Raw genomic sequence first — 16,654 nt, forward strand, 5'->3', positions numbered from 1 at the left:
CGGGAGATAATGTCTGTACGGTTTTAGGCAATTAAAACAATCATTAGCTGCTAAGCCTTTAATCAATCCTAAGCTTAGCAGCAATAACAGATAACTGACTTATGAGGATCATTTTACTCATTGTATCAATCGCTGCGTTTTCTACAATAGCTCATGCGCAACAATCAGATTTCGACTTTGTCGTTGAAAAGATCAAACTGGACTATCCCGGCTTCATTGAGAAAACACATGGCTTCGAATTCGATAGTTTTGTAACCAAGACGGCGAAAACTTACAAGACTGATAGCTTTAAAGCTATGGCGATAATAATTGACTTCTTTAAAGACCGCCATCTTGATTTATTTCGGAACAAGGAATTCCAAGACTCAGCTGAATGCTATAGCAATCTGAATATGATCAGAGGATATTTTGGGACTCGAAAGGACAAAGAAGTTTACGAAGGTTTTTGGATTACAGAAACAAACAACTGCATAATTGGGTTGCAAAGAATTCAGGGTTCAAAGGATTGTTACAGAGGTTACGTAATAAAATGTGCTGCTAATAGCTCTGTTTTACCAGGCACATTGTTATGCGAACTTGAACAGAGGTCAACCGATCAGTATTTTACGCGGGCTATGGGGGTACGATCAGGATTGAGCTACTATGTGACATCAAAGTTCAGGAGTGACTCGATAATGACTATGGGGCCATATTATAAATGGCGAAAGCTAAGGGCAACATCTGCTCAAGTCCTGCCCACGTTGACACCACTGTCAGACTCTGCCAAGGGTAAATGGCTGAATGACACAACATTTCTGCTTTCAATTCCCACCAGTATCCCGATGAATGAAAATATTGTAACAAAAATATTGCGCAGTAATCAGGAATTGATAACCAAATGCAGTCATTTAATCATAGACGTTCGAAATAATACTGGCGGATCTGCTCGCGTTTATGATCCGCTTTATCCATTGTTCTATACTAAACCGTTTGCTTCGGTGGCTGGATCTCTTTATGCTACGAAGGACGAAGGATATAACAAACAGCAGTCCCTTGAAAAATATGTTGAGGATGGAGGGAAGGATACCGCTCACATCAATTGGATGAAAAAGCTAATCGCTTTAAACAATGATAGCACAGGAAAGTTTATTCAATTTCCTACCGATACATTTAAACAAGATTATGTTTATGAATATCCCAAGAAAATAAGCATTATAGTAAATTTTGGTTGTCAAAGTGCATGTGAAATATTTTTGTTGGATGCAAAACATAGTAGCCGCGTTAGGCTATTTGGCGAGCATACCATGGGCGCTATAGATTATCTAAATTTCTACCCACAAAATACTCCATCGGGAAAATACAAACTCTACATAGCTACTACTCGCAGAAATATTCCTCCAGGTGAATCCAGGTTGGACGGAAAGGGCATTGAGCCGGATGTCCAAATAAGTGATTCAGAAACTGACTGGGTAGATTTTGTAAAGCGATACTATGAAAAACATTAAATGGCATATCCTTTTTTGGGTGCCTTTATTCTTCGCAGCGTATGTGATCGATTCAATTCAAGATCCTTTGATGACCCTGCCAAAGGAATTGATCTTCTTTCTAACTCAGAACATCTTTTTGTTCTACACGCTTTATTATGCTATAACGAAGTTTTCAAAAAAGACCATTGGGCTTATTATCATTGGTGTTTTTAGATTCGCGATAATAATCGCCCTTTGGATTGTAATGCGTTATTATATCCGGTACTATTTTTTCGCAACCTTTTTTGAGCCACAGTATGGAATGCTCCCTGTAAGAATTTGGTTTCCTACATGCTTTACTTGGATCATAAACGCTTTCTTTTATGCAATGGCATACTACTTTCTGGTGAAATCCATTAGCAAGCAAAAGGAAGTATTGAAAAGCCAAGAAGAGAAATTTCAGGAGGAAACCCTTGCCTTACGAGCACAAATCAATCCACATTTCCTGTACAATACCTTAGACCTTCTTTACGCGAAGGCTTTGCCAAAAGATAAGGAGCTTTCTAACTGTATTATGCTTCTTGCCGATATTATGCGCTACACAATCAGACCGCAAAATGAGCGGGGATTTGTTAACCTTGGAGATGAAGCAACGCATCTGTCTAACCTCATTGAGATAAATCGACTTCGCTTCAATGGCGACTTTTATCTGAATTTCACACAAGGAGGGCCCATACATGTTTCCAGGATAATACCGATAGTGCTAATGACACTTACAGAAAACGTCTTTAAATACGGCGTGCTCAACGAGCCTGGTCATCCAGCAGAAATCCTATTGAAGGCAGAGCAAAACGGCCGGATCATCTTCCAAACCCGGAACAAGATCCGAAAGGGACCAAAAGAACTGTCCACCGGTATTGGGCTAAAGAACGTAATAAAGAGGCTTCATAGAGCCTACGGAGAAAATTATCATTTTGCAGTAGAGACCAAAGATGAAGTATTCCATGCCTCACTGACAATATTCACCTAAAAACATTGCTATGATCAATTGCATCATTGTTGACGATGAGCAACATTCTATCGAGATTCTTAAGCACTATGTTGAGCAGGTACCCAATCTAAATCTGGTACTGGCGACCACTAAGGCAGTGGAAGCGATCAATACGATCAACAACTGCAATGTCGATCTGCTTTTCCTGGATGTGCAAATGCCGGAGCTTTCTGGCATAGAAGTTATAAATGCAATCAATGGAAAGTCTAAAGTAATCTTTACGACTGCCTATGAACAATATGCGGTACAAGGTTATGAACTTAACGTCGTCGATTTCCTGCTTAAGCCCATTTCTCTACCTCGCTTTCTTCGTGCAGTTCAAAAAGCACGGGATACAATAGTAAGTCACAAATCAGAGGAAGCGGAAGTGGACTATGTATATGTCAAAACGGGGGTTAAGAGTCAGGTAGAGAAAATCACCTTACAAGGAATCCAATACATCGAAAGTAAAAGGAATTTTGTCGAGATCCATCAGCAAAGCAAAACGACTTCTGTATATGTTACCTTAAGCGAAGTTGAAAGAATAGCGTTATCCTTGCAAGTATAAGTTTCTACGTCTTCATTCTCTTTTTTGTGATCAATATACTTGTAAAAGTAGTCCAACACCTTTTGTTTATTGATTGCTATTGAAGTCCCTATTTTATATTTTGGAACAATATTCATATTCAATCTGAATGTCGTTTTTTAAGAAACAAGGTAGGTATAGCATTTTAAAGTTTCGTCCCGCGAGGGCAATCGCCTAAACTGAGGGAATAGCCCTCTTTTAATGTATACAAATATCCTTTTTCAATGGAAGAGATTTTAAGCTGCGAACAGGATGACAGTGCGCGTGCCACGGGATGTGACTTACTTGCAGCAGGCGCCTGCAGGCTTTGATCCCGATTCTTACCGGTTGCGCATGGCTATGCCACAGTCGGAATATCCAGCGTAAAGCATGTTTTTTCGGCACTGGAATCGACAATTAACGTGCCACCATGCGCCTTCGCAATCTCGGAGGAAATGTATAGCCCAAGGCCTAAACCTTGCGTGTTTTTAGATTTTTCATTCCCTCTGAAGAATGGCTGAAAAAGCCGATCCTTAATATGATCCGGGATAGGTGTCCCGGTATTCGAAACGGACAGTACAAACCGGTTATTGCTCACTTTGGCTTCGACCCGGACAGGCTCGTTCTGTTTGCCATGCGAAATGGCATTGCTTAATATATTGGAAAGCAATTGGGCGAGCCGCAAGGCATCACAATGGATAGAAGTGGATAATTTAATATCCGTTTCTATATGCTGTTCCGGCCATATCAGTAAAAGCTCTCCTACTACCTGTTTGATCACGGCGCCGGCGTCGACCTCCTTTATATCAAGTATTATTCCGCTACCCAGTCTGCCCTGAGCGAAATCCATAATGTTGTCGATTAGCCCTTTCATGCGGTAAGCGGAATTTTGAAGAACACCGGCTAATTGCTTTACCTGTTCATTTAAAGGGAGGCCTAGCAGCAGACTCGCCACATTGGCAACTGCTCCGGCGGGGTTGCGCAAATCATGCCCGAGAACTGCAATGAATTGTTCTCTTAGCTCAGAATTAAGCCGTTCTTCCCGCAATTGCATTTCAGAAAAGGATTTTTGCTCAAGCGCATGCAGATGAAACGCAATTAAATCGGCATATAGCTCAAACATCTGAATGACCTGCTCATTTTCGACTTCGGCAGGTCTTGGGTCAATGGCACAGAGGGTACCAAAGAACGCTCCTGATTTTGTAACGATAGGGACAGAAATATAGCTTTCGATCCCGTACAGCCGGGGTGTATGATGCTTTTGGTAGATCTCGTTCTGAGAAGCATGATTGAATACCACAGCTCGTCCGGTCTGTCTTATTTCATGGCAAATTGTTGTCTCAACAACCAGTTCCCCGCCTGGCGAAAGACCAAAGTTGATGCGATCCTCCACCGCACAAGCTATCCATTTTTTTTCGGTGACGCGGGCAACTGCAGCAAATCCCATTCCAGTCGTATGACACAACACTTTTAAAATAGACGGAATCGCATCAATCTCACCTATTGCCAACAGATCCGCCTGTAATTCAAGGGGTAAATTTGTCATTTATCGAGGTTTAGGAATACACACCAAAGAGACAATATTTTTACTATTCTTTTTACAATGATAATCAATGTGCCCTAACCCGCGGCCTATTCGTCTACGAACTATAAATAATAGCGATTAAAGGTACAACAAGTTTTGCGACAGCACTTTCCATTGTTTATTTTCAAACGTCATTTTCCGGCTTTATGCTTATCCCTTAAGGGCGCCTTTGGCTTTGGGCTGACTCTTCCTTTTTCAGTCCCCATCAATATGGCCCAGGGCTTCAGTCCATCAACCCTTTCAAAGATTATCTTGAGTATGGCCGCAAGAGGAATAAATAAGAAGGTGCCGGAAATGCCCCAAAGGATGGATCCTATTAAAACGGCAACAATGGTAATCAATGGGTTCATTTTTACGCTGCGACCCACTATCCTGGGCATCAGCATATTGGCGTCAATGAAATGAACGATGATCAATATGATGATCACCTGCAATGCCTGTCCGGGCGTGCTGTTGCTCAATGTAATAACGGCGGCAATAACGGCTCCCGTATATATGCCTATATAAGGAACGATATTCAATACAGCGGCCAGTACACCCAGGAGAAGGGCATATTTAATACCGAAAATCATTAAGGCGGTGCAGTTGATGATCGCAACAAGCAGCATTTCCAATAGCAGTCCCGAAACATAATTCCTGGCAAGCAGCTTGGTTTGCAGCAGCACATCGTTGACCCTGTCGTGCTGTTGCTCCCGGAAAAGCGCAATGATGAATTCCCGGATCAAGCCCCTGCCGACGAGAATAAAAAAAGTAAAAATGAAAACAAAGATTGTCCAGATCAGGAAGCCGCCGAGGGTAACAAAGAAGGTTTGGGCCAATGCACTGGCAAAGCTTATAAAACCCGTACCTGCTTTGCTGAGATAAGAGATCTGGGTGCTGTAATTTACACGAAACTCCATGCTGATCCATTGTTGCAATTCCTGTATCCAGGTTTGCAAACGAACGCTCAGGTTCTGTATATCTTTGGAAAAATCACTTACCTGCTGACCGATAAAGAATATCAGGCCCGCTATTACCAGCACGAACAGGAGAATGGCAATCAATGCAGCAAGGCCGCGTGGCAATCTTCTGCGCTCCAGCCACTGTGTAACCGGCAGCAGCATGAAGCTTATCAGTACTGCGAAGAATAAGGGAATGAATATGCTGCTTCCCAGGTGCATTAACAATATGATGAGTGTAACGGAGATTAAGGTACAGGAAAGCCTTACATAAAAGGGCAGCTGTATTTTAGGGTTAGCATCCATGAGTAGCGGTTAAAAATGTCCGTTAAGAAAATAGAGTATTGAATTTTGGTTATCAGCCATGGCAGCAGACACCGGTCACCTATAGGTTTCAACAGGGATCGCCCGCGTATGATGGCCGAAGTTATTTAATTTCTCAACAGGTATGCCCCGTGGTGATTATTAATGCGCCCTGGTTCCGGAAAAAGGGATGTACGTATCGTTAAGAAGGGTACGAGGATGCCGTTTCCAATGTATTCGCTGCTAAACCGGAGAACCTTTTTATCTTTAAGGAGGCTTCGCGCAGGCATATACCGATCGTTGCATCGGGGATAAGCTATATAAAAAAGCCGGGCTGTATAAGGCCCGGCTTTGCAAGTAAATTGCCATTCGGGCTAATATCGACGATTTTGTTACAAAGTGAGTTTGTCTTTATACACACGGCTTAATTTCAGGCATGTTCCGCCAATCAGTTCCAACTCATCATAGGTCGTTTTCACAATCTTCATCTTATTCACGATGCAGGATTTATGGATTCTCACGAAGATGGCAGAAGGGAAGATTGCCTCCAGTGAGGCCAAAGGGATATTAACTACTGCCGTACCTTGGTCATAATAGACCGTTGAATAATAGCCGGAGGCCTTTATATAGTTTACCTGGCTGAACGCAATATTTTGTACGCCTGATGGGGTTTTCATTGGATAAGATGCCTCCGCTTTAGCCGGATTTAGCGTGGAAACATCAGGAAAGTTGGCCTCAATTTTTTTCAGGGCAATAGCGAATCGTTCCCATGTAAACGGTTTAACCAAATAATCAATGGTATTGGCAAATGCCAGGGCGTCATTAGTCAGATCGGCATGAGCGGTGGTAAATACTACACGATTATTAATCATACTAACGAGTTCAAGACCCGTAATCCTTTCCATACTGATGTCCAAAAAGAGCAGGTCCACCTTATGAGATCGTAAAAAGGCAAGCCCCGATGCCGGATCGCAGGAGGTCCCTAATAATTGCAGGCCGGGCGCTTTTTCGAGAAGCCTGGTCAGGCTCCTTATTGCCATAGGCTCGTCATCAATGATGAAGCAGGTGATCGGCATTTTTCATTATATTTTGGATGGTCAGCGACAGACTATATTGCTCTTCTTTATCTTCGATTTCCAGGGAGTATTGTCCGGGATACGCTTTGTCCAGCTGACTTTTGATATACCTCATGCCAATACCTCTCGATTTGTCTTTTAAACGGTGTCCCTTCCTGTTGGATACCTTAAACACCAGGTCCTCTTCAGTCTGTTCTATATGTATCATCAGCTTGCTGCCGGCATCGGTATAGATACCGTGCTTGAATGCATTTTCGACTGGCGCTACCAGTACATGGGGTACAATCGGTATATCCTCATATACCTCATTGGTGTAGTCAATATTGGCGCCGGGAAAGCGTTTTCTGAAGATGGTAATGAGACTGTCCATAGCCCGGAGCTCATCGAACAGCGGTATTTTGCCATTGTCGTCGGTAGCCACAATGCTGCTGTTTACAAAGGTCGTCATCGCGGTAATACCTTCCGAAACTTCCGGATGGCTGTCTTCAATCTCAACCCTGAAATACTCCATGGTATTGATAAAGAAATGAGGATTGATCTGAGCGCGAAGCGCAATATTCTCTAATAATAATTTTTCATGCTCCGAATCGGCTTTTTCTTTTTGCTGCCGTAGTTGCATCCGCGCAAACCAATAGCCCGTTGAATAAAGCATAAACGTAAAATACTGCCAGGAATACACAACAGCAAGATGTAAAAAGGATGTTCCGGCAACAGAAGAAGGCATGCCCGTGATATAAGAGAGGGCATATTCGCCTATTACATATTTTAGAAGTGAATTCAGGATCAGCAGCAGCGTTGCGAGTAAGAAATATGACAAATACTTTCCACGAGCGTAAAAATTAGGAAGAAAATAGGTGCCATTTAAGTAGAATATTATAGCCGATATAACGAATGACAGTGTCGTCTCACCGGCTACCGACCGGTTGTTGTAAGTGAATCTGAAAGCTACAATGGCAAATAGAGTATAAACAGCCCACACAACTAAGTGCAGGGAAATAATTTTTATTCTGTGCATGACATCGAGTATTGGGCATTGAGGCTTGCCTGGTAACAGGTGTAATATTAATGCATTACCTGGACATAGAACATCTGAAGTGTAGTTTCGCCGCAAGGGGGGCCTTTAAATAATAATGCCTGACATTAACGGTAAATGAAATGATGTCGTTTTTTGATGTCCGTTTTCTTTGTCAATAGAGACAGCAATCGGCTGGTAAAAGCACTTAAACCGTCAGTTGGCTCAAGTTCCCGCAGTTGAGGGCAATAATTTTTCATAAAAAAAGAGACCGTGTTATTTTGCCCTATCCTCAAAACGAGGGCAGCTTAAGTATACAGGTCCCTAAGACCCTTACCGGACATGGCTTTTTTGCATGAAGCATTTTTATAGTGCTTCGTTAATTGGTTAGTGCACAGACCCGGCTATTCCTGGCCGGGTAATTTTTAAAGAATACTTTAAGGTAAATCCTGTTTGAATCATTTTCTCAGGTTTTAGCCAGTAATTTTTCCAGGTTATTTATTATTGACGCTGGTTTTTGGTACAGCATCAATGTATTGGGAAGTACTATTTTATAATTGCTAATGAAGGTGAAATAGCACTGTCACTTAAAAGGTCGAAAGGTATACATCAGGTGTTTCCACGGGTGCTTAAACAATTTATTTTAATAATCTTTGCATGTGGTTAACAATTGCATTATTTTTTATAAGCAATTAATTTGTTACTCTTTTTGCAACAAAACACATTCAATTTCACTCGTTACGGCCGGGTAGGAATATAAGGATTTGTTCAAGTATTTTTAAAATATAACGCTAAATAACAATTTTATGAAGCGAAGTTTCATTAGGATAATCGGGTTGGTATTATCCTTTGCGGGCGGCACTGCGGTACACGGGCAGACTTCTATTGCTGCGGGTCTGGGTATTGCCGTCAACCAGCCATCGGAAAATGCAGCTGCACTAACGAGGGGCGGCATCGTGCCGGTCAACTTCTCTACGGGGCAGCCGAACATCAGCATCCCGCTGCATACCGTATCTTATTATGGGATCAACATCCCCATCGGGCTCAACTATGATGCATCCGGTGTTCGCGTGGATCAGCACCCGACCTGGGTAGGTCTGAACTGGAATTTGCAGGCAGGCGTGATCAGCCGCAGCGTTAAGGGTATGCCCGATGACTATGTTTTCCCCGATCGTAACGGGCAGCATTTTGCCAATATGGAAAAAGGCTTCCTTTTTTGTGGCAATAAGCTGAATACGGCTGATTGGAACACGGAGGCAAGATTGCTGACTTTTGCGCCTTATTTTGACGCACCCAGCCATTGGAATCCCGAGTACCTCGCCGACGGCATGCCGGATGATTACAATTTTTCTTTTGGAGGCTATTCCGGCACCTTGTTCATGGATGAGCAAGGTATATGGCGCGTCAGATCACAAAGCAACCTCGGCCTGGAAGTGAGCCATGAAGTTAATGACGAGCCGGTAACCTTTGATTCGGGTTCGGTAACCCGGATGAGGATCAACAAGATGATCACCCAGTTTACGATCACGACGCCGGATGGCCTGAAATACATTTTCGGCGGGGACCTGAATGCGATTGACTATTCAAGAGGCGGAAACGACAATTTCAACCTTTTCAATGATAAGCCCGGCGATGTGTTTAATATCAGCCCTACGGCCTGGTACCTGACCCGGATCATCAGTCCCCAGGGTGTTGTTATTAACTTTAATTATGAGCGGGGATATAACCTGGTAAGGTATTACCGTACGCTTTCCAGCACGACGTACTCCACTATGTATTCGAGCGGGACCACTACACCGGTTACCCTGGCCGCTTCAGTGATCACCCCCTGCTATCTGAAAAGCATCGAAACGCCCTTGCAGGACATTACCTTTAACCGGTCGCAATCGGTGCAGCAGGTATTTGACAGTGTAACCTGGGATAACGGGTCCCCACAACCCGTTGACCTCGATGAATTTGATAAAACGATATGGGCCGTCAAGATCAGCTCGCAATACACCGGCTGGCCGGACTTTACTTATCCCAGGCATGCGCATGTCTGGCAGCCCTGGCCCAGGTCCAGAATCGCCGATCTCAGTCCCAAGCTGGATTCTATCATCGTCGCCGACAAAAAAGGGGCCGTTCAAAAAACGATCCGCTTTGGCTATAACAACATCGCTACCGAGCGCCTGTTCCTGAATACGGTAACGATAGCCGGCAACAACGGCGAAAATGAGGAAAACTACGCCTTTGACTATTATAGCAAAGAACAGGTACCTAAATATCGCTCACTGATGAAGGATCAATGGGGCTATTATAACGGTGTTAATTTCACGGCAGGCTCCTTATATTCCAATACGGCATGGCGCTTGCCTTCATTGCCACTGGCCATGATCGGTAACATGAAATCGATCACCTATCCTACTGGGGGCAAGGCCACCTTCGAATATGAGCTCAACAACTATGCACAATTTCAAAAAGTAACGGTCAATAATCAGCCGGGAGCAACATATGGAACCGTTTCGCTGGAAAATGCCGGGAGCAATACCAATGCCGGCGGGTTGAGGATCAAAACGATAACCGTCAATCCCGGCTACAGCAGTCCCGTCATTACCAAGTCTTATTACTACACCAAGAACTTTATCGGTGGCGGGACGACTTCCAGCGGCATCCTCTCCGGCAGGAGCAAATATATTGAGCAAAGCCGCTTCGTCAATTTTTGCGCGCCTAACGGCAGTTACCTGAGCCTGGCCTCCGACAATGAGTTTAACCCCTTTGGCGAAGATGTAAAGTCGGTTACCTATGGCGAAGTTACGGAAGTAAGCAGCGACGGCAGCAAGACCGTTTACCGCTATAGCAATTATGACGATCCGGGCTGCATGGATGAGATCGGCGATCGGGCCTTTTTTATCAATGTGTACGAAAGCGACCTGTATAAGCTAAGCTCCAATTCCCTGGAACGTGGGCTATTGCTGAGCGAAATCAATTATAACAGTGCCAACCAGAAAGTCCGCGACAAAGTCTATGAGTATGACCTGGCGGCGGACCGGAAGCAGAAATTCGGAAAGGGAATTCAACGCTTCGACCGGTTCAAGGAGCATCAAAGGGAAACCTTGTATGGCCGCACAGAAGCCTGCGCCGACTATAATGCCTGCCGCCTTTACAGCTACAGGAAATACTACTACAATGTACCGCTGAAGAAAGTGACCGAAACCCTGTACCAGGGCACGACACCCATAAGCACAGCCCAATCCTTTACCTACGACGCCTATGGCAATATTGCCAGCACGACGAGTATAGGCAGCGATGGTGTAAAGACTGAGCAAACGGTGAGCTACAACAGCGCCCCCGGCTACCAGTCCAACAATGCCGCGGACCCCAGCGCCGCTGCCCTCCGAATCACATTTGCGAACCTGCGCATCAAGAACCTGCCCGTCGAGAAAGTAACCTACAGAATGCCCGCCGACGTTAATGCGCCGCCCGACCAGAAAAGGATCATCGATGCCAGCCTGTACCAATACCATCCGGACCGGTACGATGTGGCTTCCCTCCGGACAATGGAACTTTCCGAACCACTATCGGCGCTGGCGCCCAATTATACACCTGCCGCCGTCACCGGAGCAGGGACGTTCACTTTTGACAGCCACTACAAGCTACAGGACAGCATGCTCTATGCACCGGACCTGATCGGCGCGCCCACAAGGGCGGCTTCGGTATGGCGCCCCTCCGGCCCCAACGAAAGCTATACCTGGGATTATAACAATGGCTTTGCTACTTCCGTGACACGGGGTGCGGTCGTTACACAAGACGCCTACGCCTATACCGGTTTCGAAGGCCATTACGAGGATTACAATACCAACGACAATAAAGGCAACTGGCGCTTTAATCCGGCGAGTATTTTGAGGGATGGCGGCGGAGCGACCGGCAAAGCCTATTACCAAATGCTGCCCTCCGGCGGCCCAACCAATATTGTCAGCTCAAGAAGTATACCCAAAGCCGGCAGCAATTACATCCTGTCCTTCTGGTCGGCCGGCACCAATCCAGTAGTAAGCCGCGGCGGGACAACCGTAGCCCTGGGCCAGGCCTTGAGGACCCTGAACAATACCTGGAAATATTACGAATGCCTGATTCCGGGAGACGGTGTTAATGCGGTGACTATTTCCGGCCCGGCGGGCGGCTTCAATATCTTCCTCGACGATGTGCGGCTGTACCCGGCCGAAGCCAGTATGACCAATTATACCTATGATCCCGCTACCGGAAACGTCACCTCCGTAGGCGACGACAGGGGCAAGATCACCTTTTACGACTATGATTCCTTTGGCCGACTACTGCTGGTAAAGGACCAAGACGGCAATATCGTCAAAAAACATACTTATAATTATCAGACCCCGCAATAAGCATCATGAAAACAATACTGAAGTGCATCTGCCTTATTTTGCCGGCGGTAATGATCGGCCCCGGGACCTTGATGGCCCAGCAATTGAGCGATCCTACCACCAATATACCGCAGCCACCCAGCACAGGCACGGTATCTATCTCCTATCCTTATTTGTACAATCAGCCCTCCAATACGCTGTATAACTTTGTGACTACCCAAGCGCCGGATGTGCCTACGCCCACCTGGCCACCCGCCGGCGAGGCCTACCGGCAGACTACGGCCTTTGTCGATGGTATAGGCCGCCCGCTGCAGACAGTTTCGAAAAAGGCGCATGCCAGCGGCGCCGATATCGTGCAGCCTTATGTCTATGATGAGGCCGGCCGGGAACGTTACCACTACCTGCAATATGCCAAATCACCGACGGCCTCCGATGGCAAGTTCGACGCAGCCGCGTTTACCCACTTCGTCGATTTTTACCACCTTGTAAGCGCCACGGAGCATCCCTTCAGCCTTACCCAATACGACAACTCCCCGCTGGACCGCGTGACGAAGCAATTGCCGCCCGGAGCCAGCTGGGTGGGCGCCGGCAGAGGCGTCGGTTATGAATACCGTTCCAATGAGGCCGGCGAAGTACGGCTATGGAGCATCGGCAATGCCGGAACCGATCTGCCCGTATCCAACGGGTACTATAATGCCGGCGAGATCAGTGTGCTGACGACAACCGATGAAGACGGCAAATTCAGCATGGAATACAAGGACAAGGCAGGCCGGATCGTGCTGAAGAAATCCTTCGCTTTCGACAACCACCAGCCGCCTACGGCGCATAACGGTTATGCCTGCACCTATTATGTGTACGACGATATGCAGCGGCTACGCTATGTGATCCCGCCCTTGGCCATAGATCAACGAACCGAATCGGGCAATACCTGGAGCATAACAACGGCCGTTGCTACCGGGCTTTGCTACAGTTACGTATATGATGGCCGTGGCCGCATGGTAGAGAAGAAGATCCCGGGAAAAGAAGTAGAATATTACGTGTACGACAAGCGGGACCGGCCGGTATTTCACCAGGATGGCAACCTGAGACAGGCCGGTGGCTGGTGGTCGTTTACCTTTTACGATATCCTGGATCGTCCCATCGTTACCGGTAAAGGGCAGGCTACAGGCACTACCCGCCAGGATTTTGCCGCCGTAATGGAGGATAATTCGACCTACCCGTCTAATCACTGGCTCTATTATGCCAAGAACTACAACCTTTACCATGATTATCCTTCGAGCTTAAATTACTGTGACATCCTGAGTTACACTTACTACGATGGCTATGACCAGACTCCCGCATTCAATTTCGATCCAGCACAATATAACGGACAAATTCCGGTGGGCAGTCCCATGTATGTGTTCCCGAAGAATGCTACAGTGTTACGCGGGATGGTAACCGCAACCAAACAAAGAGTTTTACTCCCCGATGGCCTTGGCGACTACCTCACAACCGTAAACTACTATGATGATGATGGGCGAAACATCCAGGCCCAATCAGAGAATCTAAATGGTGGTCTAGACATCAGCTCAAACATATATTATTTCCAGGGGTCGATATGGAAAAACATTCTGCGTCATGAAAACCCTCAAGCGAAACCCATCGCTAACAGTACTGATGGACCACACACACAGCGTAAATTGGTTACCGTTTTTGAGCGTGGTTTGGAGCGAGCCGGAGGGGATGACCAACTGACGAAGATCACCCAACAAACCGATAACGGCATTGAATACGCAGTTGCAAATTATTATTATGACCACATGGGCCGCATGGTAACGAAACAGACCCCGGCCGGGAACACTCTGCAGGAATACAATATGCGGGGCTTGCTGAACCACATAGACGTAGCCAATACCAATAATGTACCAGACAGCACCCATTTATTCGAAGAGAACTTATACTATGATCAGGGGTTTGGCAGCAGGTTGTTTAACGGAAATATCGCCGGCATTACCTGGCGTAAGGCAGGCAATAATGCGCCTGTAGAAGCTTATGGCTATAGCTACGATATGCTGAACCGGCTGAGCCATGCAGAATACAGGCGGCAGAATGCGGCGAACCAGTGGTCCAATGCAGCATATGATTATACCGCTTCCGGTATGGATTATGATCTGAACGGCAACCTCCAGCACATGAACCAGCGGGGCATCAACCCGCCTGGTATCAATGCCCCAATAGACATGGACCAGCTCAGCTATACTTATGCACCGGCAAGCAACCAGCTGGTTAAGGTGCAGGATCTAGTAGTGCCTTCCGCGACGGTGTCGTTGCCCGATTTCAAAGACAATGCCAACGCTTCCCAGGAGTACAGCTATGATCCCAATGGCAATATGCTCACCGATGCTAACAAACAGATCACCAGTCCGATCCTCTATAACTATCTCAACAAACCTGCTTTTATCCAACTGCCTGCAGGTGAGATCGGCTATGTATACGACATTTCCGGAAGCCTATTGCAAAAGCGTGTCAAAACATATAGTGTAGGGACGAAGGATAGATATGATTATATCGGTAACTTTGTCTATAAGAACGATACGCTTCAATATTTTAGAAATACTGAAGGGAAAAGTCGTCCGGTGGTTAACAGTACAGGTGAAACGAAATTTGTGTACGACTATTTTGTAAAAGATCACCTGGGCAATGTACGCAGCACCATTAATGCGGCACCTATTGACGAAATATACTTAGCCCGGCACGAGATCTCGCTGGCCAATATAGAGCAATTGATCTTTGACAATATACCAACGGTACGGGACAGCAAGCCCGGCAGCAATGATCCCGAGGACCGTATGGCAGCAAGGCTCAACGGCAGCGACAAGCGTGTCGGTACAGCTATCATGTTGAAGACCATGCCCGGTGACCGCTTTATTGTTAAATCAGATGCCTTTTATGAAGGTGAATTCAAGTCAAACGGGGACAGCGGGCCGGAGGCCGTGGTGGAATCGCTGATGAGCGCCTTGCTGAAGGGCAATACCTACGCAGGCATACCCATCGATGAGTTGCCGGAGAATGTGCGGATCGTAAAAAATGCCTTATCGAATCCTTCCCTGATCGGCCAGCTCAATAACCTGTCAGCCAACGACGATCCGGATCGTCCCAGGGCGCACCTGAACGTATTGTTCTTTGATAATAAACTGCAACTGGTCGATAAAAGCAGCAGCGTGACCCAGGTACCCTTCGATGGCATCAGCGGCTGGAATACCTTTGGACCGATACCTGAATTCAACGGTCCCCCGGAAATCGGCGTGGTAAGCCCCGGCGATGGTTATGTGCTGGTCTATGTCGACAACCAGAGTATCGGTAAAGATGTATGGTTCGACAACATCATGATCGAAAATTATACAGGTAAAGTGTTAGAAGAAGACCACTATTACCCCTTTGGTCTGACCATACAAACCAGCCAGGCCATCAATGCGAAGAAAAATGATATTAAATTTCAGAGCCAGCGCCACGAAGATGACTTTGGACTAAATATGTATAGCTTTAAATATAGAGAACATGATCCACAAATAGGAAGGTTTTGGCAGATTGACCCTTTAGCTGATAAATATGAGTTCAACAGCACTTATGCCTTCTCTGAAAACAAAGTAGTGAATGCAATCGAGCTTGAAGGTTTGGAAGCGGTAAAATTGAGCGATGGAAATACGCTGTATGGTCCATGGGATCGGTCAGTAACAACTGGAACAGATGGGAAGACTACCTCTTTAGCAGAAGCTACCTACAATATGCTAAAAAAAGTTGAAATAAACGATAAGGGAGAGGCGTCTGTGATTAATACGATTATAAATAATTACCAGCTTAAAGACCTAGGTTCCACCACTGGATTTATTAATGGCAAACATGAGACTATTGCAGGAAGCACAAATGTAGGTCATAGGTATATAATTTCCACAGAAGATTATTTTTACTCTGGTTCAGTAAAGGGCGGACCTGAAAACATGGCACCCGCGATATTATCATTAGCGCATGAGTTTGGGCACACCAATCAACGAGATCATTTAAACGACGTTGTAACGGGTCACAATAAAAGAGAGTTTTTTGCAAATTATTTCAACATATTGCCTAATGATCGTAGCGTCAGTTCAAAATACTTATTTGGCGACCGACTGCCTAAAACAATAAAATTACCAGAAAATTCTTCTATAAGAAGCATTGGATCATGGAGAACAAAATTTAATGAATACTACCGTAACTTAAACAAGGAAGATCAAGCTACATTTAAACCCTTATTAGATAAGGCGAACAAAGAAGCAGATAAATGGCTAATCAATCTCACTACCAACTACCTAAAAAAATAACTCAAACT

At 45.6% G+C, this 16,654-nt stretch carries 9 protein-coding genes; 5 read left to right on the top strand and 4 right to left on the bottom strand.

Annotation, left to right across the window (positions count from 1 at the left end; genetic code table 11):
- The first annotated feature begins 101 nt into the window (after window positions 1–101).
- Genes DZK30_RS23115 through DZK30_RS23125 form a run of 3 tightly spaced genes read left to right on the top strand, consistent with a single transcriptional unit; the run spans window position 102 to window position 3,043 of the window.
- Window positions 102–1,484 carry a S41 family peptidase gene (locus DZK30_RS23115; RefSeq protein ID WP_118976572.1) on the top strand — a complete coding sequence of 461 codons (1,383 nt, stop codon included), beginning with the start codon at window positions 102–104 and terminating at the stop codon, window positions 1,482–1,484.
- The gene (locus DZK30_RS23120; protein ID WP_118976573.1) at window positions 1,471–2,475 is read left to right on the top strand and encodes a sensor histidine kinase; all 1,005 of its coding nucleotides are present in this window, start codon (window positions 1,471–1,473) and stop codon (window positions 2,473–2,475) included. Before DZK30_RS23115 ends, DZK30_RS23120 begins: the two co-directional genes overlap by 14 nt.
- 10 nt (window positions 2,476–2,485) lie before the next feature.
- Window positions 2,486–3,043: a LytR/AlgR family response regulator transcription factor gene (locus tag DZK30_RS23125; RefSeq protein WP_118976574.1), complete on the top strand. Its 558-nt coding sequence runs from the start codon at window positions 2,486–2,488 to the stop codon at window positions 3,041–3,043.
- A gap of 355 nt (window positions 3,044–3,398) precedes the next feature.
- On the opposite strand, the gene DZK30_RS23130 is transcribed toward DZK30_RS23125, so the two are convergent.
- The 4 genes from DZK30_RS23130 to DZK30_RS23145 all read right to left on the bottom strand — a co-directional run bounded on the left by DZK30_RS23130 (window position 3,399) and on the right by DZK30_RS23145 (window position 7,594).
- A complete protein-coding gene (locus tag DZK30_RS23130; protein ID WP_118976575.1) occupies window positions 3,399–4,586 on the bottom strand; it encodes a GAF domain-containing sensor histidine kinase in 1,188 nt (395 codons plus the stop codon).
- A 170-nt stretch (window positions 4,587–4,756) separates the two neighbouring features.
- A complete protein-coding gene (locus DZK30_RS23135; protein WP_118976576.1) occupies window positions 4,757–5,869 on the bottom strand; it encodes an AI-2E family transporter in 1,113 nt (370 codons plus the stop codon).
- 389 nt (window positions 5,870–6,258) lie between these two features.
- Window positions 6,259–6,942, bottom strand: a complete 684-nt coding sequence (locus tag DZK30_RS23140) for a LytR/AlgR family response regulator transcription factor (RefSeq protein ID WP_118976577.1) — start codon at window positions 6,940–6,942, stop codon at window positions 6,259–6,261.
- The gene (locus tag DZK30_RS23145; protein ID WP_162903373.1) at window positions 6,917–7,594 is read right to left on the bottom strand and encodes a histidine kinase; all 678 of its coding nucleotides are present in this window, start codon (window positions 7,592–7,594) and stop codon (window positions 6,917–6,919) included. The genes DZK30_RS23140 and DZK30_RS23145 overlap by 26 nt, the downstream gene beginning before the upstream one ends.
- A 1,166-nt stretch (window positions 7,595–8,760) precedes the next feature.
- Here DZK30_RS23145 and DZK30_RS23150 point away from each other — a divergent pair.
- The gene (locus tag DZK30_RS23150) at window positions 8,761–12,330 is read left to right on the top strand and encodes an RHS repeat domain-containing protein (RefSeq protein ID WP_118976579.1); all 3,570 of its coding nucleotides are present in this window, start codon (window positions 8,761–8,763) and stop codon (window positions 12,328–12,330) included.
- Between the two features lie 5 nt (window positions 12,331–12,335).
- Entirely contained in the window at window positions 12,336–16,646 is a 4,311-nt protein-coding gene (locus DZK30_RS23155) for a DUF6443 domain-containing protein (RefSeq protein WP_118976580.1), read from the top strand.
- The last annotated feature ends 8 nt before the right edge of the window (window positions 16,647–16,654 follow it).

It is taken from the genome of Taibaiella koreensis (genome assembly GCF_003545715.1).
GTDB lineage: Bacteria > Bacteroidota > Bacteroidia > Chitinophagales > Chitinophagaceae > Taibaiella > Taibaiella koreensis.